This window comes from Sulfitobacter sp. AS59, assembly GCF_038899995.1.
GTDB lineage: Bacteria > Pseudomonadota > Alphaproteobacteria > Rhodobacterales > Rhodobacteraceae > Sulfitobacter.
Window position 1 is genome coordinate 64,042 of record NZ_JBBMQK010000004.1, and the last position, 25,402, is coordinate 89,443.

At 56.8% G+C, this 25,402-nt stretch carries 25 protein-coding genes and 1 pseudogene; 17 read left to right on the plus strand and 9 right to left on the minus strand.

Going from position 1 to position 25,402, the window contains the following annotated elements; genetic code table 11:
• Nucleotides 1–33 precede the first annotated feature (33 nt).
• Nucleotides 34–1,053: an ABC transporter substrate-binding protein gene (locus WNY39_RS10410; RefSeq protein ID WP_342845469.1), complete on the minus strand. Its 1,020-nt coding sequence runs from the start codon at nt 1,051–1,053 to the stop codon at nt 34–36.
• A 31-nt stretch (nt 1,054–1,084) separates the two neighbouring features.
• On the minus strand, nt 1,085–1,762 hold the full coding sequence (locus tag WNY39_RS10415; RefSeq protein ID WP_342845470.1) for a GntR family transcriptional regulator: 678 nt from the start codon (nt 1,760–1,762) through the stop codon (nt 1,085–1,087).
• A gap of 239 nt (nt 1,763–2,001) precedes the next feature.
• Between WNY39_RS10415 and WNY39_RS10420 the strand changes: the two genes are divergently transcribed.
• Nucleotides 2,002–2,940 carry an alpha/beta fold hydrolase gene (locus tag WNY39_RS10420; RefSeq protein WP_342845472.1) on the plus strand — a complete coding sequence of 313 codons (939 nt, stop codon included), beginning with the start codon at nt 2,002–2,004 and terminating at the stop codon, nt 2,938–2,940.
• 30 nt (nt 2,941–2,970) lie between these two features.
• Here WNY39_RS10420 and WNY39_RS10425 read toward each other — a convergent pair whose 3' ends face one another.
• Genes WNY39_RS10425 through WNY39_RS10435 form a run of 3 tightly spaced genes read right to left on the minus strand, consistent with a single transcriptional unit; the run spans nt 2,971 to nt 5,713 of the window.
• Nucleotides 2,971–3,759, minus strand: a complete 789-nt coding sequence (locus WNY39_RS10425; RefSeq protein ID WP_342845474.1) for an ABC transporter ATP-binding protein — start codon at nt 3,757–3,759, stop codon at nt 2,971–2,973.
• Entirely contained in the window at nt 3,759–4,700 is a 942-nt protein-coding gene (locus tag WNY39_RS10430) for an iron ABC transporter permease (protein WP_342845475.1), read from the minus strand. Before WNY39_RS10430 ends, WNY39_RS10425 begins: the two co-directional genes overlap by 1 nt.
• Nucleotides 4,697–5,713, minus strand: a complete 1,017-nt coding sequence (locus WNY39_RS10435) for an iron ABC transporter permease (protein WP_342845477.1) — start codon at nt 5,711–5,713, stop codon at nt 4,697–4,699. The genes WNY39_RS10430 and WNY39_RS10435 overlap by 4 nt, the downstream gene beginning before the upstream one ends.
• A gap of 139 nt (nt 5,714–5,852) precedes the next feature.
• Here WNY39_RS10435 and WNY39_RS10440 point away from each other — a divergent pair, with 139 nt between their 5' ends.
• From WNY39_RS10440 to WNY39_RS10465, 6 genes are all read left to right on the plus strand, one after another.
• Nucleotides 5,853–6,836, plus strand: a complete 984-nt coding sequence (locus tag WNY39_RS10440; protein ID WP_342845479.1) for an ABC transporter substrate-binding protein — start codon at nt 5,853–5,855, stop codon at nt 6,834–6,836.
• A gap of 112 nt (nt 6,837–6,948) precedes the next feature.
• Nucleotides 6,949–9,096, plus strand: coding sequence for a TonB-dependent siderophore receptor (locus tag WNY39_RS10445; protein WP_342845481.1), 2,148 nt, complete (start codon nt 6,949–6,951; stop codon nt 9,094–9,096).
• Nucleotides 9,097–9,292: 196 nt separating this feature from the next.
• Nucleotides 9,293–9,985, plus strand: a complete 693-nt coding sequence (locus WNY39_RS10450; RefSeq protein WP_342845483.1) for a MotA/TolQ/ExbB proton channel family protein — start codon at nt 9,293–9,295, stop codon at nt 9,983–9,985.
• A 4-nt stretch (nt 9,986–9,989) separates the two neighbouring features.
• Nucleotides 9,990–10,370 (plus strand): biopolymer transporter ExbD, encoded by a 381-nt coding sequence (locus WNY39_RS10455; RefSeq protein WP_342845485.1) that lies wholly within the window; start codon nt 9,990–9,992, stop codon nt 10,368–10,370.
• Nucleotides 10,371–10,373: 3 nt separating this feature from the next.
• Nucleotides 10,374–10,811 carry a biopolymer transporter ExbD gene (locus tag WNY39_RS10460; protein ID WP_342845487.1) on the plus strand — a complete coding sequence of 146 codons (438 nt, stop codon included), beginning with the start codon at nt 10,374–10,376 and terminating at the stop codon, nt 10,809–10,811.
• The gene (locus tag WNY39_RS10465; protein WP_342845489.1) at nt 10,808–11,659 is read left to right on the plus strand and encodes a TonB family protein; all 852 of its coding nucleotides are present in this window, start codon (nt 10,808–10,810) and stop codon (nt 11,657–11,659) included. The genes WNY39_RS10460 and WNY39_RS10465 overlap by 4 nt, the downstream gene beginning before the upstream one ends.
• Here WNY39_RS10465 and WNY39_RS10470 read toward each other — a convergent pair.
• The gene (locus WNY39_RS10470) at nt 11,649–12,563 is read right to left on the minus strand and encodes a LysR family transcriptional regulator (RefSeq protein ID WP_342845491.1); all 915 of its coding nucleotides are present in this window, start codon (nt 12,561–12,563) and stop codon (nt 11,649–11,651) included. The two genes, WNY39_RS10465 and WNY39_RS10470, sit on opposite strands and share 11 nt — an antisense overlap.
• Nucleotides 12,564–12,690: 127 nt before the next feature.
• Here WNY39_RS10470 and WNY39_RS10475 point away from each other — a divergent pair, with 127 nt between their 5' ends.
• The 8 genes from WNY39_RS10475 (at nt 12,691) to WNY39_RS10510 (ending at nt 22,261) form a co-directional block, all read left to right on the plus strand.
• Nucleotides 12,691–13,386 carry an RraA family protein gene (locus WNY39_RS10475; protein ID WP_342845493.1) on the plus strand — a complete coding sequence of 232 codons (696 nt, stop codon included), beginning with the start codon at nt 12,691–12,693 and terminating at the stop codon, nt 13,384–13,386.
• Entirely contained in the window at nt 13,370–14,341 is a 972-nt protein-coding gene (locus WNY39_RS10480) for a hydroxyacid dehydrogenase (protein WP_342845495.1), read from the plus strand. The genes WNY39_RS10475 and WNY39_RS10480 overlap by 17 nt, the downstream gene beginning before the upstream one ends.
• Before the next feature lie 117 nt (nt 14,342–14,458).
• A complete protein-coding gene (locus WNY39_RS10485; RefSeq protein WP_342845497.1) occupies nt 14,459–14,956 on the plus strand; it encodes a tripartite tricarboxylate transporter TctB family protein in 498 nt (165 codons plus the stop codon).
• 10 nt (nt 14,957–14,966) lie between these two features.
• Entirely contained in the window at nt 14,967–16,469 is a 1,503-nt protein-coding gene (locus WNY39_RS10490) for a tripartite tricarboxylate transporter permease (protein ID WP_342845499.1), read from the plus strand.
• A gap of 29 nt (nt 16,470–16,498) precedes the next feature.
• A complete protein-coding gene (locus WNY39_RS10495) occupies nt 16,499–17,476 on the plus strand; it encodes a tripartite tricarboxylate transporter substrate binding protein (protein ID WP_342845501.1) in 978 nt (325 codons plus the stop codon).
• 151 nt (nt 17,477–17,627) lie between these two features.
• Nucleotides 17,628–20,234 (plus strand): aconitate hydratase AcnA, encoded by a 2,607-nt coding sequence (acnA, locus tag WNY39_RS10500; RefSeq protein ID WP_342845503.1) that lies wholly within the window; start codon nt 17,628–17,630, stop codon nt 20,232–20,234.
• 341 nt (nt 20,235–20,575) lie between these two features.
• Complete coding sequence (locus WNY39_RS10505) at nt 20,576–21,757, plus strand: integrase arm-type DNA-binding domain-containing protein (protein ID WP_342845505.1); 1,182 nt, start codon at nt 20,576–20,578, stop codon at nt 21,755–21,757.
• Nucleotides 21,758–21,781: 24 nt separating this feature from the next.
• The gene (locus WNY39_RS10510; protein WP_342845507.1) at nt 21,782–22,261 is read left to right on the plus strand and encodes a hypothetical protein; all 480 of its coding nucleotides are present in this window, start codon (nt 21,782–21,784) and stop codon (nt 22,259–22,261) included.
• 74 nt (nt 22,262–22,335) lie between these two features.
• Here the strand turns inward: WNY39_RS10510 and WNY39_RS10515 are convergent.
• The 3 genes and pseudogenes from WNY39_RS10515 to WNY39_RS10525 all read right to left on the minus strand — a co-directional run.
• Nucleotides 22,336–22,788 (minus strand): annotated as a pseudogene (locus WNY39_RS10515) (IS66 family transposase zinc-finger binding domain-containing protein); the annotation flags it as partial.
• 54 nt (nt 22,789–22,842) lie between these two features.
• Complete coding sequence (gene tnpB, locus WNY39_RS10520; RefSeq protein ID WP_342845509.1) at nt 22,843–23,196, minus strand: IS66 family insertion sequence element accessory protein TnpB; 354 nt, start codon at nt 23,194–23,196, stop codon at nt 22,843–22,845.
• Nucleotides 23,193–23,585: a transposase gene (locus tag WNY39_RS10525; protein WP_342845511.1), complete on the minus strand. Its 393-nt coding sequence runs from the start codon at nt 23,583–23,585 to the stop codon at nt 23,193–23,195. Before WNY39_RS10525 ends, tnpB begins: the two co-directional genes overlap by 4 nt.
• A 127-nt stretch (nt 23,586–23,712) precedes the next feature.
• Between WNY39_RS10525 and WNY39_RS10530 the strand changes: the two genes are divergently transcribed.
• Both WNY39_RS10530 and WNY39_RS10535 read left to right on the plus strand, forming a co-directional pair.
• The gene (locus tag WNY39_RS10530; RefSeq protein WP_342845513.1) at nt 23,713–24,003 is read left to right on the plus strand and encodes a hypothetical protein; all 291 of its coding nucleotides are present in this window, start codon (nt 23,713–23,715) and stop codon (nt 24,001–24,003) included.
• A 2-nt stretch (nt 24,004–24,005) separates the two neighbouring features.
• Entirely contained in the window at nt 24,006–25,385 is a 1,380-nt protein-coding gene (locus tag WNY39_RS10535) for a hypothetical protein (protein WP_342845515.1), read from the plus strand.
• Nucleotides 25,386–25,402: the final 17 nt, after the last annotated feature.

Here is a 25,402-nt window from a genome sequence, read left to right on the forward strand (position 1 = left end):
CCGCGCGCATGGCGGCCAGTCTTGGGTTTGGTCTTAAGCCTCAAACGTCTCGACAAAGCTGGTGTCGACAAACGTATCCAGCGTGATGTCACCGTCGATCAACCCTTCGGACTGGAACCAGATCAGCTGATCCTGAACCGAGGCGATGTTCAGGCGCGCGCCTTCGTTGATGCGCATGGTGCCGTTGATGATCGACGGGGCCGCTTTGGCCCGCTCGCGGTCCGTGTAGACGTATTTATGGATCAGATCGACCATCTCGTTCACGCCGTCTTCGCCGCCGGATTTGTCGATCATGGTCGAGTTATAGTCAGAAGCCCCCATGCTGAACGCCTTGAGGAAATCAGATGTCTGCTGACGTTCGTCATTGGCGTTCTTGGCCGATGTGAACACGGTCGTGACCTGATAGTTCGGCAGATAATCGGACACATTGCCGATGATATGCACCGCGCCGGACCCCGCCAGTGGCTTGGCGATATGGGGTACGATGGACCACGCATCGATCTGGCCAGATTTCAGCGCGCCGATGATAGCACCCACTTTTTGTAGCGGCGTAAAGGACACATCGACGCCCTCGGCTTGGGCGATTTTCGAACCCATATAGTGGAACGAGGAACCAGCCGTTGAGATGCCGAATTTCTTGCCGCCAAGGCCTGCAGGCGATGTCAGGCCCGCTTGGAAAGCTGCGTCCGAGGCAAGGATTTTCTGGCCGTCAATGCCCGGCTCTTCGCTTAGCGCGCCGCCGATAACCTTGATCGCGCCTTTGTCTGCCAGCGAAATCAAGCCACCCGAGATCGCCGTCACGGCATAGTCTACGTCACCCGACGCAATCGCGACCGCCATCGGTTGCGCCGCTTGGAAAAAGCGCAGTTCGACATCAAGGCCCGCATCGGCGAAATAGGCGCGTTCAGCGGCGATAAAACTTGCGGAATGCGATGTGAAGCGCAGCGCGCCCACAACAATCTTTTTGTTTTGCGCAAGCGCTGGCGCTGCGAGGCCTGATGCCGCCGCGGCCCCGATCAGACCCAGTGTCTGACGTCTGTTAAAAGTGACCATTGTTTCCTCCCTAAATGATCTTTTCGTTTTTTTAGGCGCCCAAGTCGGCACCGATTTCGTCTTCTAAAACCTGCAAAGCGCGCTGTTCCTCGCGCGCGATCACAGCGTTTTGTAGCAAAGTCCGACGCGCTGCGCGGGCGGCAAAATCAATGCGCCCTTCGCGTAAAAGCGCCAAACGAAAGCGACGGGACTGGCCATAAAACTGCGCGGCCATGTCCGTTAATCTGGGGGACCCGCTGGCCGAAATCAGTGCCATGCTTAGATCGCGGCAGGCCTCGTCCCACTCCAGCGCGGTGACATCATCAGGATTGTTTTGAACGACCGTGTCGGCGCGGCTCACCGCATGCAGTGCGGCAATCACACGGCCTTCCCAAGCTATATCCCCACGCTCAATCGAGCGTTTGAGGCCCAGCTTTTCAACCTCGAGCCGCACCAGCAGAATATCACGCAGATCATCCTCGGTCGCTGAGGTCACGCGGAACCCGCGCTGGCTGACCGCCTCGACCATTCCTTCGGACGACAAAATCCGCAGCGTCTCGCGCATGGAATGGTTCGAGCCGCCATAGGACTGGCGCAGATCAGCGAGCTTTAGTTTCTGATCGGGGCGCAGCACGCCAAAGGAGATATCGCGCCGGATCGCAGAGGCGAGCATTTCGACAACTGTATCGTCTTCCGATTTACGACCACCAAAAAGCAATTTGCCCACCATTTCAAATAATGTTGGATATTACTGGGTATATTCGCAACATCGAGTCAAGGCGGTTTTTGGAAAGACCCACGATGCGCGCCGAATACCGGCGCTGTTAAACGGGGTCGGCAGGCGGGTGGAGAAAATGCCCCTACTTAACCTTAGCGTCCCCTCGAAACCTAAATGCCATTTTGCGGCAAAGCGCGTTGCGCGGCCTGCCTGAAATACCTAAGTTAATTTATAAACTATCGGAGAACACCATGCGCCTGACCTGTCTTGTCCCGCTGCTTTTCCCCGCATTGGCGGTGGCCGAACCTGTGCAAATTCCCGGACCTCAGGGGCCATTAGAGGCCGAGCAGATCACCGTCGAGGGTGCCGATCATGCGGTGGTTATTATCCCCGGATCGGGGCCGACAGACAGGGACGGAAACGCGTCGGTAATGGGGATCAAGACGGATGCGTACAAGCAGTTGGCCGAGGCGTTGGCCGAACAAGGGGTAGCATCACTGCGCGTCGACAAAAGGGGCTTTTACGGCAGTTCCAAGGCCATCGTAGACCCGAATAATGTAACCATCGCCGCCTATGCCCAAGATACCCGCGATTGGGTGGATCACGCGTCCGCCCTTGCGCCTTGTGTCTGGATCGCGGGGCATTCCGAGGGCGGGTTGGTGGCGCTGGTCGCGGCGCAGGATCAACCCGAAAACCTGTGTGGCCTGATCCTGATGGCAACGCCGGGGCGGCCCATGGGGCAGCTGCTGATTGAACAGTTCGAGGCCAACCCCGCCAACGCCCCGCTAATGCCCGAGCTTAGAGAGATCGTCGAAGGTCTTGAGGCTGGCCAGACCCGCGACCCCGCCGCGCTGACGCCAATTTTGCGACCACTCTTTTCGGAAGGCATCCAACGTTTCATGGTTGATGGATTTTCTTATGACCCCGCGATGATAGCCAAAGATTGGCCGGGGCCTGCGCTGATCATCCAAGGGGATGAAGATATTCAGGTAAACGCCCGTGACGCCGGTCTGCTTCAAGGCGCGCTGCCGCAGGCGCAGTACATAGACCTTGCCGGCGGTACACATATGCTGAAGGCGGCGGTCGCTGGAAACCTCGTTGCCACATATACAGATCCAAGTTTACCGCTTCATGAGGCGCTTGTGCCGGGCATTGCGCGTTTCCTGATTGAGCATACCAAGCCTGAATAGCCGAACAGGGCGGTGAAAAATCGCTGTCCTTTATTCCTCGGGATACACAATTGGGCGTGCGAAAACCGGATCGGGCCGCACCTGCGCGCGCAGGCCATAAAGCTGCATGACCGTTTGAGGGGTTAAGGCTTCGGCGGGTGTTCCGGCGCAGACCAACTTACCCTCGGACAGGCCCACAAGCGTGTCGCAGAACCGCGCGGCAATGGTCAGATCGTGCAACACAACCACGACGCGGCGGGACTGCCCCTGTTGATCCACAAGATGCCGAAGCAGCTGCATCAACCGGATTTGGTGCGGCAGGTCTAGGTAGGACGTCGGTTCATCCAGCAGGATGACGTCGGTTTGCTGGGCCAGCGCCATGGCAATCCACGCCCGCTGTCGCTGCCCCCCTGAAAGGGCTGTCAGCCGCCGCTGACGCAATGCGCTCAGCTGCGTGGCCTCAAGTGCCTGCGTAACCGCATCACGGTCGGCGCGCGAAGGCGGCAGAAAGGCCTTTCGCCACGGTGTACGGCCCTTGGCGACCAATCCCTCAACGGTCATATCGGCCAGCATTGGCGGCTCTTGCGGCAAGAACGCGATTTGACGCGCCCGCGCGATTGAGGGCATCTGAGCAATATCCGCCCCCCGTAGTTTGACGCAGCCATTGTCGGGTATTTTCAAACCACCAAGGCAGCGTAATAGAGTTGATTTTCCGCAGCCGTTGGGGCCGATGATACCCGTGATCCCCACGTCAGGAAGGCTTGCGCTGAACTGGGAGTAAATCGTCTGATGGCCTAAGCTTACGGTCAAGTCATGGATGTCAAAAAGGGGCTGTTTCATCACGCGGTCTTTCGCTTCTCTGACCATAGGAAAAAGATAAGATAGGGCGCGCCGATCAGGGTCATGATCAAGCCCGTCGGCAGTGTGACAAGCGGCGCGATTAAACGCGCGGCCAGATCAGCCGCTGTTAGCAGGCAGGCCCCCATCAAGGCAGCGGGGAACAGCGCGGGTGGTTCGGCCCCCGTGACCGCGCGGGCAAGGGGGGCGGCGGTAAAGGCCAGAAACCCGATCGGCCCTACCGCCAAAGTGGCCGCTGCTGTCAGCAAGGTGACGAGCCCAAGCACGGTGAAACGCAATAGGGTCAAGTTGACGCCAAGCCCCGTCATCACGTCGTCACCTAGCCAAAGCGTACGCAGATCGCGCGCGCGCCACAGCACCACAAACATGGCGCAGCCAACGCCGCCAAGCAGCATGCTGGCGGTTGCCAAATCGGCACGGGCAAGCGAGCCGGACAGCCACAACATCATCTGGCTGATCGTCGCATCTGGCGCGCGCAAGAGGATCACCGTCGTCGCGGCGGACGCCGTCGCGCCGACGCCAATGCCATAAAGAACAAATGCGATTGGTCCCTGTTGTCGGGCCAAGGTGATCACGGCAAACAGGGCTAGGGCCGTGCCCACGGTTTCCCCCAGAAAGACGGATGCACCAAGCCCAAGCGCCACGATGTGGCCAAGGCTGGCGCCCTGCACCAGACCGATCACATCAGGTGTGGCCAAGGGATTGCGGGTCAGCCCCTGCATCAGGGCCCCTGCAAGACCAAGCGCCAGACCGGCGGCAACAGCCAGCGCAGTGCGCGGCAGGCGCAGCACTTGGATAATGAAATCATCGGCGTCCCAAAGCCCGCGCCAGACCTCGGCTGGCGACAGCCAGTCACGCCCGCCCGATAGGGCAAGGAACACAAGCCAGGCCAACGCAAGCAACAGGGTAATCACGGGTTTCATTCCGCGCGCCACCGTGTTGGGCGCAGGACGCGGCGCAATACCATAATCAGCGCAGGCCCCCCTAAAAGAGCAGCGATAATACCGGCATGGACCTCTCCGGGGCGGGCAATCAGACGGCCGATTGTGTCGGCTAGCACGAGGGCGGAACCGCCAAGCGGTAACGCAAGCAGATAGGCCCGCCGCAACGATCCAGCCGCCAAGCTGCGGGCGACAAAGGGAACGAGCAGACCCAGAAACGCAAGCGGTCCGGCAATCGCGACGCTTGCGCCGCTGAGCATGGTAACGCAGGCCAACACCAGCGCGACGGTGCGGTTGGGATTGCGCCCAAGGCTATCGCTTTGCTCTGCCCCAAGGCTTAGCAGCTCAAGCCGTTCACAGGTGAAATACCCTGCGACCAACAAAACAGAGATCACCGCCAAAGGGGCAATCTCAGTTCGGGCAACTGCGGGAATAGCGCCGGAAATCCAACGTAAATACCGCGCCTGCATTTCCGCATCGGCCAAGATGAGGGTTGAGGCGAGCGCAAGGCACAAGGTTTCAATGGCAAGACCGGCAAGGGGCAAGCGCAAGGCAATGCCGCCGACCCCTGCCACGGGGTCAGTTCCCGCCAGATGCCACAACGTATACCCGGCAAGACCCGCACCGACGCTTGCGGCCAACAGAATAGCCATGCCGCTGTTGAAGGGGGTAAAATAGGCCAAGGCGATGGCCGCCAGCGCGGCCCCTGCGTTGATCCCCGTGATCCCCGGATCGGCCAGCGGATTGCCCGTTAACGCCTGAAGCATTAATCCTGAAATGGCCAATGCTGCCCCGACACATATCGCGCACACCGTTCTAAACGCGCGGCTTTCCAGCAGGCCAATTGTGTCGTTGAACAACGCGTCCAGTGTCACCGGGGCGGCACCGAACCGCAAAGACAGTGCTGCGCTTAGGCATAAAACCAAACACAGCAAAACAAGGCTAATGGCGAAAGATGCGCGTGACATGACATTCCCGTTGGTTCCGGCTGGCATGACGCTTGCCCTTAACGGGTATTCATATTCGCAAGGCGCTGCAAGAGGTCGCACAGCCATCTTGACACCCGGCAGGGATTGCGAGAGCACTGACAAAACCGCCAAGCCAGACGCCAGGCCCGACCTGTTGGAGAGTCTGATGCGTCTTGCCGCCCTTATATGCTGTGCTTCATTTCTGTTTGCGCCTGTCAGGCTAAGCGCCGAGCCAATAATCATCACGCACGGTTTTGGCGAAACCCGCATCCAAGACACGCCGCAACGCATTGTATCGGTTGGCTATCACGAGCAGGACTTTCTATATGCGCTCGGCATCGCGCCGGTGGGTGTTCACGAATGGTTCGGCGCGCGCTCCTATGCCACGTGGAGCTGGGCAGAAGACGCACGCGCGGCGTTGGGCGCAAAGCCGGATGTCCAGCGGGGGTTCGAGATTGATCTTGAGTGGGTCTGGCAGCAAAAGCCCGATTTGATCGTCGCGACCTTTGCGCCCCTTGACCAGCGAACCTATGACCGGCTGTCACAGATCGCGCCCGTGGTTGGCCCGCCACTGGGCTACGAGGCATGGACCGCCCCTTGGCAGGCGGAAATGCAGCTTATCGCGCAGGCCACGGGCCGACAGGATCAAGGGGATGCCGTAACCGCCAAGGTTGAACAGGAACTGGCCGATCTTGCCGCAGCTTATCCCCAGCTGTCCGGCACCGAAGTCGCTGTTGCATATGTTTCCGGGACCGAGCTGATCGGGTATAGCTCAGGTGACGGTTCTAACCGGTTGATGGCCGCACTTGGGATGAAAATACCGGCCGAATACGACGGCCTTGCAGCCGGGTCTGGCAATTTCTCGGTCAGCCTTGAACGCCTTGATCTTTTTGAGAAAGACGTCGCCCTGTGGCTGTCTGACGAGGCTGGGCGCGCGCTGATCGAAGGGTTGCCTGCCTACCGCGCAAGCGCGTTGTCCAAGAACGTCCGATCCGTCTGGGCCGATGCCGAGGAAATCGGTGCGATGAGTTTTCAAACCCCGCTGTCTATTTCGTGGGTCGCCGGGCGGTTGATGCCCCGATTGGCCAAGGCGGTCGGCAACCACGGCGGGAACCAAGGTAATTCGCCAAAGGCACCCTCTAGCGATTGACAGCGGCAAACTTCGCGGTATTTTGCCCAAATCCCAGGACAGACCCAGGTGAGACCCGAGCCTCTTTGCTCGTCATCCGGGTGCGTTTTCGCGCCATTTCCTGGGGAGCTACATGACCTATTTTGATATCCGTCAATCGTTGCGTTTGCCAACGAGACCCAAACTGCTGTGCCAAACCGCACTGGTCAGTTTGGCCGCCACATTTCCTGCCCACGCGCAAGAAGATGTCATCGACCTGCTGCCAATTGTTGTTGAAAACGAACTTGCCTATTCGGGCGAAATCGACGGCTACCTCGCGCTTGCGACCGAAACCGGCGTGAAATCCGGTGTGCCTCTTGCCGAAGTGCCGCAATCCATTTCGGTCGTGACCTCGACAGAGCTTGCATCCCGCGCGCCGCGTCAGGTCGAAGACAGTATTGCCTATGTCCCCGGTGTGTTGCCGTCGACATGGGGTATGGACAACCGGTTCGACCAATTCGCCATCCGTGGCTTTGATATGGGGTCTTCTTCGCTGTACCGCGACGGGCTTCCGCAAAAAGTGCTGAACTTTTCCGGCTTTACGACTGACCCTTACATGATCGAACGTGTTGACGTTCTGCGCGGTCCAGCGGGCGTGCTCTATGGTTCGAACGATGCGGGCGGTATGGTGAACCTAGTCACCAAACGTCCGGTGTTTGGGCGACTGGCCAAGGGTAAAATCGGCTTTGACAGCAACGGGTCGGCCTTGGTCGGTTTCGACTGGTCGAACGTGATCAATGAGGAAGGCACAGTCGCCGCGCGCATCACGGGGCTGGTACGGGACGGTGAAACCGAGGTTGATCGCTCTGCCGACGACCGCAGTTTCCTTGCTGGGGGCCTGACATGGGCACCGACTGACAACACATCGCTGACGATTCTGGGCCACATCCAAAAGGATTCGCTGACACCGCTGATCTTTTCACCGGTGAACGGCGAAGACGTTGACAGCGCATGGGGCACGTTGCCCGAGGGCTATAACCTCAAGCAGTCGGCCTATAACCACTTTGATACAGAGCAAGAGACGATTGGCTGGGAGTTCACGCACAGCTTTGCACCGAACCTGACCTTTAACCAAAGCTTCCGCTATGCGCATCAAACGACCGACTATGCGCAGTTGGACTATTCTTCGGCGTCCGCGAGCGGGCTAAGCTATTACGCATTCTCGAATGATGAAGATGCGGAAACCTTTGGTATCGACAACCACCTGAAATGGACGACGTCCTTTGGTGCTGCCAAGAACACGCTGACCGTTGGTTTGGATCACCAAACATCGCGCTATGATGTGACACAGTACCTTGATTACACGATGTACACGGTGCCCTACAGCGATCCAAATCTGGATTTCGCAGTTGCTGACCCCGCCCTTGGTTCCAGAAAAAGCACGGAGTACGGCGAAACAGGTTTCTACCTGCAAGATCATCTGGATCTGGGCACGGGCACCAAGATCACCATGGGTCTGCGCCACAGCCGGTTTGATACCACCATCGACGATCTGGTCGCCTCGACCCAAAGCAGTCAAAAGAACGAGGCGACAACAGGCATGATCGGAGTCACCCATGAATTTGCCAACGGTCTGACCCCGTACCTGAGCTATACCGAAGGGTTCACCCAGAACGTTGGTAACACGCTTGCCGGTGATGTGCTTGACCCCTCCGAGAGCACCCAGTGGGAGGCGGGCCTGCGCTATCAACCGTCTGCCGATCTGATGCTAAGCGCGGCTGTGTTCGACCTAAGCAAGACCAATGTGAAGGAATACGATACAAGAGACACGACATGGTCCAGCTTTACCCAAACCGGCGAGGTACGTTCGCGCGGCCTTGAGCTTGAGGCACGCGGGCGCCTGAACGAAGCCGTAGAAGGCGTGTTTAGCTATGCCTATCTGGACTCGAAGGTTAGCAAATCCTCGAACACCGCGCTGATCGGTAACCATAATTCGATGGCACCGCCCCATCAGCTTGCCCTGTGGTTCGATTATGACGCGGCCAGTTTTGTGCAAGGTCTGACGGTCGGGGCAGGGGTGCGCTATGTGTCCTCGTTCTATGCAACCCAAAGCAATGGTCGCAAAACCGACGGATATGCGCTGGCTGACCTGAGCCTAAGCTACGAGATGCCGGAAATGACGGTGAACCTTGATGTGAACAACCTGTTCGACAAGGATTACGAGGGCCTTTGCTATGACAGCTACGGCTGCACCAAAGGTCAGGGACGGGTTATTTCCCTGACACTCAGCCGCGAATTCTGATTAATATCGCAACCGCGACCAAGCCGGGCCTTATGGGCCCGGTTTTTTTGTGCGAGTCGCGGAAACGTATGTTGGCGCGCGTCTGAGAGGGTTTTTGCCAGCGCGCCGTGAGTTACTTGACAAAAACAATCAAGATTATAAACCACAGGTAGAGGCAAGCCACATCAGCCAGCCATCAAGTTAAGGATGCTTACTGATGTTGGATTTCGCGCCATTATCCGATGCTACTCTATCCGCGATTGCGTTCTTAAAGGCTGGCGGCCCTTCGATTTGGGCTATCGCCGCTTTGTCAGTAATAACGGTCGCCCTTATTTTTTGGAAGATTTGGGATCTTATCTGGCTGGGTGCGTGGACAGGTGGCCGCCGGGTCGAGGGGGCAATTACCACATGGCAAGATGGCAATTCAGACATTGTATTGGCTGACCTTCGTAACCGCCGAACCATTCGCGCCCGATTTGCCCGCACCGCATTTCAAGCGTCTTCCAACCCTGAATTTGACCGTGAAACAGCGCAAGACGAAACACTTCGGGTCGCAAAACTGTGTCTGGCCCGTGCCCGTGCGGGGTTGCGCCCGTTGGAATTGATCGCGAACATTGCCCCGCTGCTGGGGTTGCTGGGCACCGTTTTGGGTATGATTTCCGCATTTCAAGCGCTGCAAGAGGCTGGCGCGCGGGCCGACCCGTCGATGTTGGCCGGTGGCATTTGGGAGGCATTGCTGACCACAGCGGCGGGCATGGCTGTCGCCATTCCGGCGTCCGTCGCATTGACGTGGTTTGAAAGCATCACGGACCGGCTGCGGCTTGAGATGGAAGACATCGGAACGCGCATTTTCCAAACCACGCGCGCACAGGAAATATCGCAGGCGTCAACCGGGCTGGCGGCAGAGTGAACCCATGCAAATTGCTGAAGCACGCAAGCGTCGCACCCCATCGCTGACCCCCATGATTGACGTGGTTTTCCTGTTGCTGGTCTTTTTTATGCTGGCCTCGCGCTTTGGCATGGATATGCAATTCCCGCTGAGCCTTGCGGGTGGGTCTTCCGGATCTGCCTACGAAGGCCCGCCACGGTTGATCGATATCACGGCGGATGGGCTGATGTTAAACGGCAATACAGTCGCGCGAGAGGCGCTGCCTGCTCAGCTAAGCGAGCTCACCTCGAAACCCTCCGACACAATCATTTTGCGCCCCAAGAGCGGTGCAAAGCTACAAACCATGGTGCAAATTCTTGGCGATCTGGGGGATGCAGGTTTCACGCAGGTTGTGGTGGTGGATTAACCCATGGATTTCAGCGAGCATAGCCAGCGTAAGCCGCGTGAAGAAAACGTTATTCCGATGATTAACGTGGTTTTTCTGTTGCTCATCTTCTTTTTGATGACCGCGCAAATCGCCCCGCCTGACCCGTTCGAGGTTATCCCCCCCACTGCGTCCTCTGACGCGCCTGATGACAGCGCCTTAACGCTTTATATCAACGCCACGGGCGATATTGCCTTTCGCGACGCCATTGGCGAGGCCGCAGCGATTGACGCGCTTGAGCTGGCGTATATCGATCTTTGTGCCGATGTCATCTGCACCGGATCAGATGCCCGCCCACCCCTTACCATCCGGGCCGACGGGGGGGCAGATGCCCTGCTGATCCCCACCTTGCTAAAGACACTTGCCGCGCGCGAGATCACCAATGTCTTTTTGACGACACGCGTTGAAACGGCCCAGCCATGATACGTGTGTTCATCAACGGTGCCATTTTTCTGCTGATTGCTGTCGGCCTGCACGTCGCCGCCTTTTGGGCGAAACCCAGCGATGGGGCTGCAGCGTCGGCGGGTGCTGGGGGGAGCGGGTTGATGACGATGGTCGCCGCCCCCGAAAGCTATGGTGATCTGATCACAGCATGGGAAACGCCCCCGGAGGTCGCCGAGGTAAGCGTTGAACTGACACCGCCCGAACCCGTTTTGGCTGACCCCGTTGCGCCGGTTTTGGAGGCGACTGTCGCCACGCCAATCGCACTGCCGCAGATGCTGCAAAACCCAAGCGCGCTGGATGACGTGCCCGTTGTTCAAGCCGCGCCGCCGCCGCCCGACCCCCCTGTTCATCCCCTGTCCGAGATAAAGCCCCCGCAAAGGCCCAAGCCGCCGGTCAAGAAGCCTGCCAAGCCGGCACCTGTCAAAAAGCAGCCGGCGCAGGCGACCTCGACACCGTCCAAAGCGGCGACTGCGGCGGGGACGGGCGGCACATCCAATGCAGGAAACCGCCAGACCTCGGCCCATTCGAACCTGTCAAAGTCTGAAAAGCAGTCTTTGGTCGCGGCATGGGGCGCGTCCATTCGCGCCAAAATCGACCGTGCAAAGCGGCGCCCCCGTGGCGGCGAAACCGGGGTCGTTACTGTGGTGGTATCGGTGGGGCACGATGGCGCGCTGTTGAACGTAGGTCTGGCCCGCAGCTCTGGCCAGCCAGAACTAGACGCCGCCGCCATCGCGGCGGTCAAACGGGCAAGACGCTTTTCAAAGGCCCCAAAACAACTGGCGAAAAGAAACTATAAATTCCGACTAGAGATACAGTTCACAAGTTAATCTGATCCAACCCGTCCACACGTGGAGCTGTGGAATCGCGGATGATGTCGAACAGCAACCGCGTGGCCGGAGAGAGACTTGCAGGGTCACGACAGACAAACGCGAAGGACCTGCGAAGCCGCTCACCTGCGACGTTGATTTCGGTAAGATGCTGCCCCGTGACATCGTCCTTTAGGTTCTTTGTGGACAGAAGGCTTAGCAGCTGCGTGCCCCCGATAAGTGAGGGGAGATACAGAATCGATGTCGCCTTTACCTGGGCTTTTGGGGCTGGGCAGCCGTGCCGTTGAAACAGGTCCTGTAGCCAAGGCAAAATGGCTGATTTCGTTGGCAGGACCCAGTTGTAATGTGTGAGGTCCGGCACCTGCACCTCGCGGGCCGCGAGGGGATGTGACCAACTGGCGACGATTGCAACCTCGTCATCCATCACCGGGGTCACGTGAAACCCGTCGATCGGACCCGTAACATGGGTCAGCACAGCGTCCAGTCGGTGTTCCCGCAGCGCCTTGAGCAGGGGGCCGCTGACATTCGTTTCAAGGTCGATTGTCACGCCGGGGCTTTGGTCCAGCAGCTGGCGCATGATCTCGGGCAGGTAATATTTGGCCAGTGTCGGGGCGCATCCAAAACGGATATGGCCCGCTTCCCCCCGTGCAAAACCGCGCAACTCGCCGTGGGTGGCGTTCATCATCTGCTCGATTACTTTGCTTCTCTCAAGCAGAACGCGCCCGAGCTCGGTTAACGCGATGCCACGCCCCTCCCGAAGGAAAATCTTTCCCTCGATAGATTCTTCAAGCCGTTGCATTGCCTTGGTCAGGGCGGGTTGGGTTAGAAATAGCCGTTCGGCTGCCTGACCCATATGCCCCAGCTCGGCAATGGTTCGAAAGTAAACGAGATCACGAAAATCCAATGATGCCTCCAAGTTATCAATTCATGATAATTATGAAATTGTAATTATTAAAGCCTTTTGCAATGTTTCTTTCAACATCGGCACCCGCGTCGAAAAGACCGGGCATAATAAACTGGAGGAATTCACGATGAGCGTCGGCTTCCGCGTGTTCAATAAACGCAAGCTTCCCACCCCTGAGGTCGTCAAAGCCTTGGGCGAACTGCCATCGGCGAACGTCGCGGACGTTATGAACCGTTTGAATTCCTTGCCGGCAAGCACGCGCCTACAAGGCCCCCGTCTTGCCGGTCCCGTATCTGGCGTGGCACTGACGGTGCAAGTAAGCGCGGGCGACAACCTCGCCATTCACAAGGCGCTTAATATGGCGCAAGAGGGCGATGTAATCATTGTCTCTAATGGTGGTGCCCAGACTCAGGCTCTTATGGGCGAGGTCATGTTCAGCTATGCCAAGTTTAAAAAGGTCGCCGCGATTGTCTTTGACGGACCGATCCGCGATCTGGACTCCCTCGATCATCTTGATTTGCCGGTCTATGCCACGGGTACCCGTCCGGGTGGCCCGATGAAGCAGGGACCGGGGCAGATCAACGTTCCGATCTCGTTCGAGGGATGCGTGGTCAGCCCGGGCGATGTTGTCCTTGCCGATAACGATGGCGTTGTGATCGTTCCGCGCGCGGACGCCGAGGCCGTGCTGGCCGCCGGTCAGGCCTTGTCCGAAAAGGATCAGGCCAAGGTGGCCGCGGCCAATGATGGGACCCTCGACCGAAGCTGGGTTGATGCTGCGTTGGCCAAAGCGGGCTGCGAGATCATCGATGCTGCCCATGAATGACGCGCGCAAAACAGTGTTCCTACGCTCGCCCATCCATGACGATGCGGTCGCGTTTCTGAAGGCCGACGCGCGGCTGGACGTGGTCACGTGGGACAACGCACGGATGGACAACTGGCGCGAAGAGGCGGACGCGGTGATCCTGCGCGGTATGGATTTGCCGGGCGAAGATATCCGCGCCGCCAAACGGCTTAAGGTTATTGGGCGACACGGGGCCGGGGTCGATTCTGTTGATGTAGCTGCCGCCCGCGAGCGCGGGATTGTGGTTCTCAACACGCCGTTCGAGAATTCCCAATCGGTTGCTGAACTATCGGTCACCCTGATGCTGTCGGCGGCCCGTCGGGTGGTCTATGCAGATCACCTTGTCCGCAATGATGGCTGGGCAGAGGGGCGCAAGGGCAAGGGCTGTCGTGAACTTTTCCGGAACCGCGTGGGCTTTGTCGGCTATGGCCGGATCGCGCGAATGACCGCAGATATCTTGCGCAACGCATTCGAGATGGAGGTCGTCGCCTACGACCCGAAAATTCCCGCCGAGTTCTGGCAGGAAAGGGACGATGTCGTTCGCGCGGACACGCTGGGCGATCTTTTCGCAGCCTGTGATTTCGTGAGCATCAACCTGCCGCGCACGCCTGAAACCACCGGCCTGATCTCTGAGGCGGTGCTGGGGCAGGCCAAGCCCGGCTTGATTTTGGTAAACACGTCGCGAGGTGGAATCGTGGACGAGGTGGCGCTGGCCACAGCCCTTGAAACTGGTCAGATAGGTGCGGCGGGGATGGATGTTTTCGAACAGGAACCACCGGCGCCTACACACCCGCTGCTGTCCTTACCGACGTTTATCGCGACGCCCCACTATGGCGGAGCAACCGAGGAAAGCCTGCGGCGCGTGGCCTGTTCCATCGCGCGGGAGACAGCGCAGGCGTTGTTCGGGACAGCGACGGAAAGCTATCGGGTGGCATGAGATGAACCAATACTTTTCAGACCGATTTACAAGATGTTAGGGACGACGGCGGCTGTATGATGCCGGTGAGACAGGACATGCGTAGACGTTTGGCAGTGCTTTTGGGAGGAGCCTGAAATGACAAAGAAAATGACCGACGGGATCAGCGGTGCAGTCATCCTGCTTTTCGCGATTGCGATGTATACGAGTTTACCCGGTCCCGGAGAGACCGTGGTTGCCGGTCTTGATATGAGCCTTGCGCCGCGACTGGTCGCCTTGATCTTGGGCGGGCTAAGCGTCGTGTTGCTGATCATGACCTTCGTGCCGCTCAAAGGTCTGGCTGCAATTGCGGGCGGCACCGATGACGATGAATTGCTGCACAAACGGCGGTTCGCCTATCCGGGCCGTCTGATCGCTACGGCGGCTCTTATCATCGCGGCGGCCGCTGTGTTCGAATGGCTCGGATTTGTGCTGACCTCGGTGATCTACATCTTTGTGCAGTGCTACATCCTTACCTATGACGCGGGGGCTTTCAAACCCATCCGCACAGTGATCATCGCCATAGCCTTTCCCGTGGCTGTCTATCTGATGTTCTGGCACTGGCTGTCTATGCCGCTGCCCCAAGGCATCCTGTGAGGAGCATGTAATGTTTGACGTATTCCTTCAGGGCGCTTCAGCCGCACTCGATATTTACTGTATCCTTCTGGTTTTTGGCGGGGTTGCTTTGGGCATCGTCTTTGGGTCTGTGCCCGGTCTGACGGCATCGATGGGCCTGATCCTGTGCTTGCCGCTGACCTTCACCATGCCAGCCTTGCACGGACTGTCGCTATTATGCGGGCTTTTCATTGGCGGCATTTCGGGCGGGCTGATACCAGCGATCCTGATGAACCTGCCCGGTACACCCGGTTCGGTCGCGACCCTGTTTGACGGCTATCCGATGGCGATGAAGGGCGAGGCGAAAAAGGCCCTGAGCGCGGCGGTGTTGTTCTCGTTTCTTGGGACCGTGTTTGGCATCATTGTGCTGGCCGTCTTTGCGCCGATGCTTGCCCGTTTCGCACTGCGGTTTACACCGTTCGAATATTTCGCCGTCTCGTTCTTTGCGCTGTCCCTGATTGCCAGTCTCAGTGCCGGGTCGATGGTCAAGGGGTTCATCAGTGGCGTAATCGGGATTGCCTTGGCCATGGTGGGGATGAGCCCCGTCGGCGGGATCGAACGCCTGACCGCCGGGCAGGTGGACCTCCAAAGCGGCTTTGCCATGGTGCCGTTCCTGGTGGGGCTATTTGCAATCTCGGAACTGCTACACGACGCGGGCAACGGACCGGCGCGCGCCACCCTGCGCAAGCAGGGCAAGGCGATCAAGGAGGTCGGGCTCAAGCTTGCTGACGTGGTCGGGAACATCCGCACCTTTTTCGTCGCCGCCACAGTTGGCACCGGCATCGGTATTCTGCCCGGGATTGGTGTCAGCACCGCCAGCCTTACCGGTTATCTTGCCGCCAAGAAGACGTCGCGCCGGGGCGATCAATACGGCACCGGTATCGTTGATGGGGTCGTGGCATCGGAAAGCGCGAATAACGCCTGCATTGGCGGCGCGCTGGTACCATTGCTGGCCTTGGGTATCCCGGGTGACACCGTGGCCTCGATCCTGCTGGGTGCGTTCATCATGAACAATGTCCAGCCCGGTCCACTGCTTTTTCTGACGCAGGGAGAGTTGGTATACGGCATCTTCACCTCGCTTATTGTCGCCTCGGTCGCCATGGCCGCCTTCATGTTTGCGCTGATGCCGGTGTTCATCCGCATTGTGCGAACCCCCAAGAACGTGCTGATGCCGCTTGTTGTGGTGATGTGCTTTGTTGGTGCCTTCGGGCTTAATAACCGGGCGTTTGATGTGTGGTCGATGGTGATGTTCGGCGGGCTGGGTTTTGCCCTGCGGACCTTTGGGTTCCCGCTGCAACCGGCGGTTCTGGGGTTCATCCTTGGGCCTATCGTCGAAACTAACTTCTACCGCGCCCTGACCGCATCCAAGGGCGACTACACCGAATTTCTGGCACGTCCGATCAGCGGCACCTTTCTGGTGCTGTCGATGATCTTTATCGCGCTGCCTTTGTTTAGCGCGCTCTACACACGATTTCGTCCGGCTGTCCAAAGCTGACTGAACCAAATTAACAGGAGGAGAGAACCATGAAACTGAAGACACTAAAGATACTCGCCGCAGCGGCCATTCCGGCACTTGGCCTTGTTGCCGCCGGATCGGCGACAGCGCAAGAATACCCGTCCGAGCCGATCCAGCTTGTGATCCCTTACAACCCCGGCGGTGACAGCGACCTTGTGGGCCGTCTTTTTGCAGGCCAGCTTGAGCGGGTTCTGGGCAGCACAGTCGTGCCGGTGAACGTGGCAGGTGCGTCTGGCAGCATTGCCACGACCAAGGTTTATCAGGCCGATCCGGATGGCTACACCATGCTGTTCCACCACTCCGGCGTGTTGGGAAGCATGCTGACCGGTGCCATCGACTTTGCCTTTGACGACTTGACGGTGCTTGGCTCTGTCGGCCTGTCCGAAGGGTCGATCTGGGTGACCTCGGGCAGTTCACCCTACCAAAATATGGAAGAACTGGTCGCAGCCGCAAAGGCCAACCCAGGCACGGTCAAAAACGGTATCAACTTTGGGAGCCAAACCCATGTCCACGCCGCTGCGTTTGAAGAGGCGGCAGGCGTCGAGATGCATAACGTTGATGTTGGCGGGATCGGCGAGAAGATCGTGAGCATCCTTGGCCAGCACGTCGATGTGTCCGAAGTGCAAGTCGGCGCGGTGCAAAGCTATCTTGAAAGCGGTGATATGCGCGCGCTTGGCACCCCTGCCGGGCAGCGGTTCAGCGGCTTGCCGGATGTGGCGACTTTCCAAGAACAAGGGATCGACGTTGCGATGCCTGACCGCTTGTTCTGGGTAGCGTTGCCACCAGAAGCGCCCGCGAATGTCGTCGAGACGCTGCAAGCGGCGCTGGCGGAACTTGGTGAAAGTGACGAGCTGGCAACTGAATACGCCAAGGTCCAGATCACGCCGCAGTTCCTCTCTGCCGAGGACACGGTGGAGTATCTGAACAACGAATTTGAGTTCAATTCGCAATACAAAGATATCTTCCTCTCACGTAAGAAGAAGTAACAGATTGCTCCGGACCTCGCGTCCGGGGCGATTTATTGATTTTCTTGGTAAAGAACCCTGAATTTCACTCCGATCCGCGCGGGTTGTATTTTGATTTGATCTGCGCGGATCGCCCCGTTTTACCGTTCAAGCAGGACCCCAAGGGATGAGAATGAACAGCTTTGATCTGATCTCCGAAACAGCAGGTACACGGTTCATCGATTTACCAAAGGCCGTAACGCTTTTCCCGTCGCTGGGCGATATGCCCCTTAGCATCAAGCTTCTCTTTGAAAACCTTGCCCGTCACGAGAATGGCGAAAGCATCACCCAAGACCAGCTTGAAAGGCTCGCTTGCGGTAACGCCCACGGCGTCGAAATAAACTTTCATCCGTCGCGGGTTATCATGCAGGACAGCGCCGGCATGCCTGCGTTGATCGACATGGCAATGCTGCGCGACAAGGCCCGAGAGCAGGGCATAGACCCCGGCACGCTGAACCCGCAGGTGCCCGCCGATCTGATCATCGACCATTCCATCATGGCCCACCATTCGCGTGGAACGGATGCGCTGCTGCGCAATCAAGCACGAGAATTCGCCGAGAACGAGGAACGTTTTGCCTTTTTGAAATGGGCGCAAAAGAAGATGGATAACCTGACAGTGATTCCGCCGGGACGCGGGATTATCCATCAGATTAACATCGAACACCTCGCCGACGTTGTATCCTCGCGCGATATAGATGGTGTGCGGTGGCGATTTCCCGACACCGTGATCGGCACCGACAGTCATACCACAATGGTCAACGGCATTGGCGTACTGGGCTGGGGTGTCGGCGGTATCGAGGCCGAAGCGGTCATGCTGGGCGAGGCGATTTCCATGTTGGTCCCGCCGGTGATCGGGGTGCACCTGACGGGAACGCTGCCACCGGGTGTGCTTGCCACGGATCTTGCCCTGACACTGACTGCCGCGCTCAGGCGTTTTGGTGTGGTGGGCAGCATCGTTGAGTTCTTTGGCCCCGGGGTTGCTGCGCTTTCTGTGGCGGACCGCGCGACGATTGCGAACATGAGCCCTGAATTCGGGTCCACCTCCGCGCTATTCCCCATCGATCAATCAACCATCGACTATCTGCGCCTCACCGGGCGGGATAGCGGCCGGGTCACAGCGGTAGAAGACTATTGCCACCGCACCGGTCTGTGGTTTGATCCCTTGGCGCGTCCCCGCTTTGACGATGTGATGGATTTTGATCTGTCCACTGTTCGGCGCACTGTCTCTGGTCCCTCACGCCCGGAACAGGGTCGGGATATTGATGCGATCCCGGCCGTCGTGGACGAGGCCATTGGCCGCAAAGTCAGGACGGAAATCGGCGTTTCAGACGGCGACATTGTCATCGCTGCGATCACCTCCTGCACCAATACCTCAAATCCCGAGGCGATGATTGCTGCCGGTTTGTTGGCGCGGAGTGCGCGGCAACGCGGGCTGACGGTAAACCCCCGGATCAAATCCTCGCTCGCGCCGGGTTCGCGCGCTGTGATGCATTACCTTCGCGCCGCTGGCCTTGATGCTGAGCTTTCCGCACTTGGGTTCAACCTGACGGCCTTCGGCTGCACTACTTGCGTCGGCAACTCGGGCGAAATCGATGTGGACGTGGCAAAGGCGGTGACCGATGGCGATTTATGCGTATCGGCCGTCCTGTCCGGGAACCGCAATTTCGAGGCGCGTATCCATCCGTTGGTAAAGGCTAATTTCCTTGCCTCGCCGCCGCTGGTTGTCGCCTATGCCATCGCAGGGACGATGCGAACCGATCTATCCGTTGTCGGCATCGACCCCAATGGGAAACCGGTCAGCCTTGCCGATCTTTGGCCCTCCGCCGAAGAGATCGACAACCTACTTCGCACAGTGGTCGTACAGGAGGGTTTCACCGCGTCCTATAGTGATGTGACACGGGGCGATGACAACTGGGAAGCACTGGATGTCGTCGGCGGTGACACCTTTGGCTGGTTGGACGAAAGCACCTATATTCAGCGCCCGCCGTTCTTTGATCTACCTGCGCATTTCGCGGGGACGGGCAAGATCCTGGAGGGTGCCCGCCCGCTGCTGATCCTCGGGGATGCGGTGACAACCGACCATATCTCTCCGGTTGGGACCATCGCCAGCGACAGCGAAGCCGCGGCGTATCTTTTGGACCGATCAGTAGAGCAAGGGAGCTTTAACAACTACGGCGGCCGGCGGGGCAATCACGATGTGATGGCGCGCGGGACATTCGCGAATTTGCGGATACGGAACGAGATGGTCGATGGCATCGGCCCCCGTACGCTGGTGATGCCAGAGGGCTGCGAAACCACGGTATTCGATGCCGCGCAAGCCTATGCGGCGCGCGACGAACAGGTCGTGGTCATCGCGGGTGAGCTTTACGGTGCAGGCTCTGCACGGGATTGGGCGGCCAAAGGCACCCGGCTTCTTGGCGTTCGTGTGGTGATTGCAGAAAGCTTTGAGCGGATACACCGATCGAACCTTGTCCGGATGGGGGTGCTGCCGTTGCAGTTCTCGGAAGGGGAGGGTCGAAAATCGCTCGGCCTCTTAACCGAAGACCGTTTTACCATCGAGGCAGGATGCGACACGCTAGGCCCAATGCAGCAGGTTTCGGTCTCTGTTATCAATCCGGATGGGGCCGTGCGCATGGTGTTTAACGCTCAATGCCGCGTGGATACCGCAGAGGAGCTCCGCTATCTCCGGGAAGGTGGAATCCTGCCCAGTGTGGCAAAGCGGTTGCTTCAAAAGCCATAGGGGAAACCGGTTTCTGATTGTTCGTCTGGGGTGGAATGGCGCGTTAGAACGTCGCTCAATACGGTAGATGCCGTGCTTGGATAAATGAGAACGGTGTCGATCCGCTGTACGCGTCCGAAGCTTCCTAAAGAATGCTGACGGCTATCATTGGATTGTAAGATAAAATGGTGCCCAGAAGAGGCATTGAACGGTCGATCCATGATGTTCCGTCTCGTTCCATAATTGTAATTAATCAATATGTTATATTCTAGTTATTCTTCCTGCTTGTGCCCTTATATGCCCCAGTATACAATATCATCGATGGGGCTGGCGATGGGGCTGAAAGGGGGAGTTAACGAAAAATGCGAGAGTCTAATAAGATTATAGCAGCAAGGTTGCCCGGCCTCCCTGCGGGAAAATATGGTGATGGTGACAATCTTTGGCTTCACAAACGAAGTGCTTCCGCGGGCAAGTGGCTCCTCTATTTCAAATTGTTTGGCCGACGGCGGGAAATGGGACTTGGTCCCTATCCAGAAGTCACTCTAAAACGCGCACGCGATGACGCCCGAAAATGGCGGGAAGTTGTGCGATCTGGTCTGGATCCAATCAAAGAGCGTGAAGCGGAAAGGCGGGCTAAAGAGCGGCAATTGCACCTTCTACGCGACGTTGCCCTTGACGCCTTTGAAAGCCGCAAGGCTGAACTGAAGGGCGATGGCATAGCGGGGCGTTGGTTTTCGCCACTTGAGCTGCATGTGTTGCCCCGCTTAGGCAAGATGCAAGTATCGGAGATAGGGCAGTTAGATATTCGAGATACTCTAGCGCCAATCTGGCAAGAAAAAGCTGATACCGCTAGGAAGGCTATCAATCGTCTTGGAATATGTTTGAAGCATGCTGCCGCGCTGGGCTTGGATGTGGACCTTCAGGCAGTCGAAAAGGCGCGTGCCCTTCTGGGCAAGCAGCGGCACGTAGCGAAAAATATCCCCGCAATGATGTGGCGGGACGTTCCAGAGTTTTACGCCAGCTTGAATGAGGGCACGAGCACGCATTTAGCACTGAAGTTGCTAATGCTAACCGGGGTTCGGTCTAAGTCTCTACGCTTCATGCATGAAGATGAAATTGCTGGCGATATTTGGACTATCCCCGCTGATTTGATAAAGGGCCGCAAAGGCGCAACCGTTGACTTCAGAGTTCCTCTGTCAAAGGAGGCGCTAGCCTTGTTAGCGCGTACCAATCGACGAGACGGCTTTCTTTTTCCGAGCATCCGAAAGGGCGTCATATCAGATGCGACAATGTCGCGACTTATGGAGCGGCGAGGCATGACGGCACGGCCCCATGGCTTTCGCTCCAGCTTCAGGGATTGGATAGAAGAAATGACCGACACCCCCTACGAAATTGCTGAAATGGCTATCGGCCACAAGGTTGGCGGCAGCGTGGAGCGCGCGTATCGCCGAACGGACTATCTAGATCAACGCAGGATCATCATGCAGCGCTGGGCTGAGTTTCTTTCAACTTACACAAATGATGGTGTTGGGATTGCTCAGTGATATGGTATCCGGCGGTGCTTTAAAATGACGCCTCTTTACAAATTATGGCAAGAAGAGATTTCAAAGAGAGCCGTTTGGAAAGCCGCTGTAGGCGACAAAACTGATTTGCTTGCTCTGCTGCGGAGTAATCAACCATTACCCTCCGGTGTCAGGCAAGAGCTTGCACTTCTAATTGAGGGGAAACTCGTTCCTGCCAAAAAAAAGCGCGGGCGACCTATCGCTGAAGCGTTTCCAGACATTGCTATCGCTAGACATATGTACTCAAAACTTGGCATGGCAGTGAGGGACTTTAAAGTTCAGGCACAAGAGATGCGAGAGAGTGGCAAACTTTATGGGAAGACAAGAGATTTGATTGAAGCCATCGCCGCCAGTCACAACATTGATCCAAACGCATTGGAAAATGCGGTTCGAAATGGTCATCCACTCCCAAAACTACCAGATATCGCATCGGATGATGCTGCCGAATTTAGGCGTTGGCTTGATGGGAGGGACTTCAAGTTCTGAGGTCCTTCGCGCAGTAGCCTAGATTTTCCTTACTACCACACTGATCAGTTCGCGACGCGCCCCGTCGCAACAGTGTATTCCGGCTGTCGGCGGGTAACGATCACACGGAACTGGGCGGGGACGATGTCCAATCGTTCAGACGTATCCTCACCAATCATATGGCGTTCAGCACCGCAGCCGCAGGTCATGCTATCGGGCGTAATCACTTCTTCAATACGCAGTAAATGTTTGGGGAGTAAGCCACGGTTGGTATTGCGCGGATTTGTCGGGCGCGATGCAGGTGGATCCACCGCGTCATCTTCAGCGTGGACCGCCGCCATCGCCGTTTCGATGTCTTCCAGCGCCAGCTCAAACTGCTCGGGATCGGCCTTCTCGGACCGAGCGCCAAACAGGGCCCGCTTGAAGTCAGCAACCAGTTTCTCCAACTGATCGATACGATCCTGTTTGCGCAGATTGCGGTCCTCTGAGGCGGCAAGCAGCGCCTTGAGGGCCTCAATATCATTAGGGAGATCGGCAGGTTTTGACATGGGGAATGACTACCATTTCCTGCACCTCAGCACCCCTGCAAAAGACGGCCTGATTCACTCTGCCGCAGTCGGCGGACGCACTGACAAAGCCCTTACTTTGCGCCAGTCCAATCCCGAGAACAGCGCTTCAAACTGGGCGTGGTTTAGGGCCATCAGGCCATCCTTGATGGCAGGCCAAATGAAGGTGTGTTCTTCGAGCCGCTTATAAGCCATGACCAACCCGGTGCCGTCCCAATACAGCAGCTTCAGCCGATCTGCGCGTTTCGAGCGGAACACAAATACAATCCCAGTGAAGGGATCCTTGCGCAACTCGTTCTTAACCAGCGCTGCCAGCCCGTCATGACCTTTTTGGAAGTCGACAGGCTTGGTGGCCACAACGATCCGCACTCGGTTCGAAGGGAACATCATGAGGGCGCATTCAAGGCACGGACAATCTCGGCAATGCGCGTTGCTGATGTGTTTGCGACCAATCGCACATGGACGCTGCCACAGATCAGATCCAATGGCGGTGGTGCAGGTTCAGGTGCCGTCTCAACATCGTCGCGCACAACCAATGCTGCAAAGCTTGGCCCCTCAGGAACAGCGGGCAGAACCAGCTTGCCCTCACGCGCCATGCGCCGCCATTCCGACAAATGATTGGCCCGCATGTCATACCGCCGCGCAACTGCGCCCACCGAGGCACCCTCCGCCAGCGTCTCGGCCACAATTTGCGCCTTCACCGCATCCGGCCACCGGCGGTGACCGCGTGGCCCCACAATCATATCAATGTTACTGAGAAACTCCGTTGAGCGCTCCATGGAGAAACTCCCTGATAATCCATCCATTAGGGCTGAATCTCAGATCAGGCGATCACAAGGAAGGTGACGGCGGCGCATCGCTTGTCTTATATAACATTACAAAGCAATCATAAGTTGAGAGAATGACATGAGTGAAGGCAATCTCGATGAGATTAGAGAACTGGCAAGACTGCATAGAGAGCGCATGGACAAGGCCGTTTTTATCGACAAAGGATACATTGTCATAAGTGTGAATATTGGTCCGGATGGCGATCAAATCCACGAGTACGATATAGAACTGAGCCGATGTGACAGCCATGAGAAAATCCTCTCATGGGTTGAACAACTGCTAGAAAAGACATGGATGGAGCCTGATGTTTTGAGCAAATTTATACAGGTTGCTCTTAGTGAGCATGGATTAGAGCTACCGCATATTTAGACATGGCAGAAGTATTTGATCACAATGATTATTCCACGATAATTTTTATCGACAGCATGGTTGCACTTGAGTGCAAACCGCTTGAAAAACTTCCATGGTCAGATCTCGACAACATGGGGCGCATACTTGTGATGGTTGTGCCACAAATTAATACAGAGATTGATAAACGAAAGAGAGATGGCAGGCTGGGTAAGCGAGCGCGCGAGTTCAACAGAATAATCGCACCTGCTGCCGAAAGTGGTATCCCTGAGGTTATAATCGAAGGTTCTCCTCAAGTATCAATATGTATTGCTCGATGCAGTCGTATAGATTGGACCGCTTTAGATGACCTCGACCCTCAAGAAGGCGACCATAAAGTGGTTGCTCAAATTCTTCATGCGGTTGGGATTCCAAACGAAAGAAAAACACTACTAAGTGAGGATACCAATCCAATATTTTTAGCGTCAAGTCATGGTCTATCCTGTCGGAAGTTACCCAAAGGCTGGCTTCTTGATCCTGAACCACACCCCAAAGATAAAGATGTAACTCGGCTTACGCAAAGAGTGAGAGAGCTAGAAGATAATGAACCCAAGATGGATGTGTCGTTGTCTTTCGGTGTCGAAAGTCCATTCAACGCCTACCGTGTGACGCCTCTTGATGACGATGAAAAACGTGCACTGACTCATCAGTTAGTGAGCCGTAGTCCTAGACAGGAGCAAGCTAGAAATGCGTATAATATTGGGCTCCCCAACTATGATGATCAATATAGTGGCAAACATACTAAGTATATCAGGATTACCATTCCAACGTATGTGGCTAGATTACACAAAGCAGTGGAAAACCTGTACGCCCAATTTCCATTCTATCTTGAAGTTAAAAATTTAGGGAACGTGCAAGCTGAGGAGCTGATAATTTCTATTAAGTCTTCAGGTGGATCAATTTATGATAAACTTGTGATAAGTGGGGTTTTCCCACCTTTTGCGCCACAGCCTGACCCACACAGATTAAATTCACCTCATTTTGACCTTCAAAAAAGTCTCCGACCTCAAAGGGATCGACATGAAGTTGCCTTCATACAAAAACCTGATCATCAGAGCGAGGAAATCCAGTTTCAATGCTCTGACTTTAGGCATGGGCGTACATGGTCATTTGATGGAGTCGGCACGTTTGATCCTCATAAAGAAAGCCCGTTCTCAGTAACGGTTGAAATAACGGCGGCAAACATCCGTGGAATAAAAACCTTTGATTTTGCGTTGGAATGCTCTGTGACTGAAAGCAACATTCCTGACCTGGTGGATCTAGATACACGCTCAGTTTTAAAATCTTTTTCGATGGCCGAATACCACAATGATGCAATTTCTCGCAGAGATTTTGGGCGAATAGATTTTTCCAAGGATGATTGATCAGAGTGTGTGGTTTA

Coding starts and splice junctions, on each gene's coding strand:
- WNY39_RS10410 (WP_342845469.1), bottom strand. CDS start 1,053: ATGGTCACTTTTAACAGACGTCAGACACTGGGTCTGATCGGGGCCGCG.
- WNY39_RS10415 (WP_342845470.1), bottom strand. CDS start 1,762: ATGGTGGGCAAATTGCTTTTTGGTGGTCGTAAATCGGAAGACGATACA.
- WNY39_RS10420 (WP_342845472.1), top strand. CDS start 2,002: ATGCGCCTGACCTGTCTTGTCCCGCTGCTTTTCCCCGCATTGGCGGTG.
- WNY39_RS10425 (WP_342845474.1), bottom strand. CDS start 3,759: ATGAAACAGCCCCTTTTTGACATCCATGACTTGACCGTAAGCTTAGGC.
- WNY39_RS10430 (WP_342845475.1), bottom strand. CDS start 4,700: ATGAAACCCGTGATTACCCTGTTGCTTGCGTTGGCCTGGCTTGTGTTC.
- WNY39_RS10435 (WP_342845477.1), bottom strand. CDS start 5,713: ATGCCAGCCGGAACCAACGGGAATGTCATGTCACGCGCATCTTTCGCC.
- WNY39_RS10440 (WP_342845479.1), top strand. CDS start 5,853: ATGCGTCTTGCCGCCCTTATATGCTGTGCTTCATTTCTGTTTGCGCCT.
- WNY39_RS10445 (WP_342845481.1), top strand. CDS start 6,949: ATGACCTATTTTGATATCCGTCAATCGTTGCGTTTGCCAACGAGACCC.
- WNY39_RS10450 (WP_342845483.1), top strand. CDS start 9,293: ATGTTGGATTTCGCGCCATTATCCGATGCTACTCTATCCGCGATTGCG.
- WNY39_RS10455 (WP_342845485.1), top strand. CDS start 9,990: ATGCAAATTGCTGAAGCACGCAAGCGTCGCACCCCATCGCTGACCCCC.
- WNY39_RS10460 (WP_342845487.1), top strand. CDS start 10,374: ATGGATTTCAGCGAGCATAGCCAGCGTAAGCCGCGTGAAGAAAACGTT.
- WNY39_RS10465 (WP_342845489.1), top strand. CDS start 10,808: ATGATACGTGTGTTCATCAACGGTGCCATTTTTCTGCTGATTGCTGTC.
- WNY39_RS10475 (WP_342845493.1), top strand. CDS start 12,691: ATGAGCGTCGGCTTCCGCGTGTTCAATAAACGCAAGCTTCCCACCCCT.
- WNY39_RS10480 (WP_342845495.1), top strand. CDS start 13,370: ATGCTGCCCATGAATGACGCGCGCAAAACAGTGTTCCTACGCTCGCCC.
- WNY39_RS10485 (WP_342845497.1), top strand. CDS start 14,459: ATGACAAAGAAAATGACCGACGGGATCAGCGGTGCAGTCATCCTGCTT.
- WNY39_RS10490 (WP_342845499.1), top strand. CDS start 14,967: ATGTTTGACGTATTCCTTCAGGGCGCTTCAGCCGCACTCGATATTTAC.
- WNY39_RS10495 (WP_342845501.1), top strand. CDS start 16,499: ATGAAACTGAAGACACTAAAGATACTCGCCGCAGCGGCCATTCCGGCA.
- acnA (WP_342845503.1), top strand. CDS start 17,628: ATGAACAGCTTTGATCTGATCTCCGAAACAGCAGGTACACGGTTCATC.
- WNY39_RS10505 (WP_342845505.1), top strand. CDS start 20,576: ATGCGAGAGTCTAATAAGATTATAGCAGCAAGGTTGCCCGGCCTCCCT.
- WNY39_RS10510 (WP_342845507.1), top strand. CDS start 21,782: ATGACGCCTCTTTACAAATTATGGCAAGAAGAGATTTCAAAGAGAGCC.
- tnpB (WP_342845509.1), bottom strand. CDS start 23,196: ATGATGTTCCCTTCGAACCGAGTGCGGATCGTTGTGGCCACCAAGCCT.
- WNY39_RS10525 (WP_342845511.1), bottom strand. CDS start 23,585: ATGGAGCGCTCAACGGAGTTTCTCAGTAACATTGATATGATTGTGGGG.
- WNY39_RS10530 (WP_342845513.1), top strand. CDS start 23,713: ATGAGTGAAGGCAATCTCGATGAGATTAGAGAACTGGCAAGACTGCAT.
- WNY39_RS10535 (WP_342845515.1), top strand. CDS start 24,006: ATGGCAGAAGTATTTGATCACAATGATTATTCCACGATAATTTTTATC.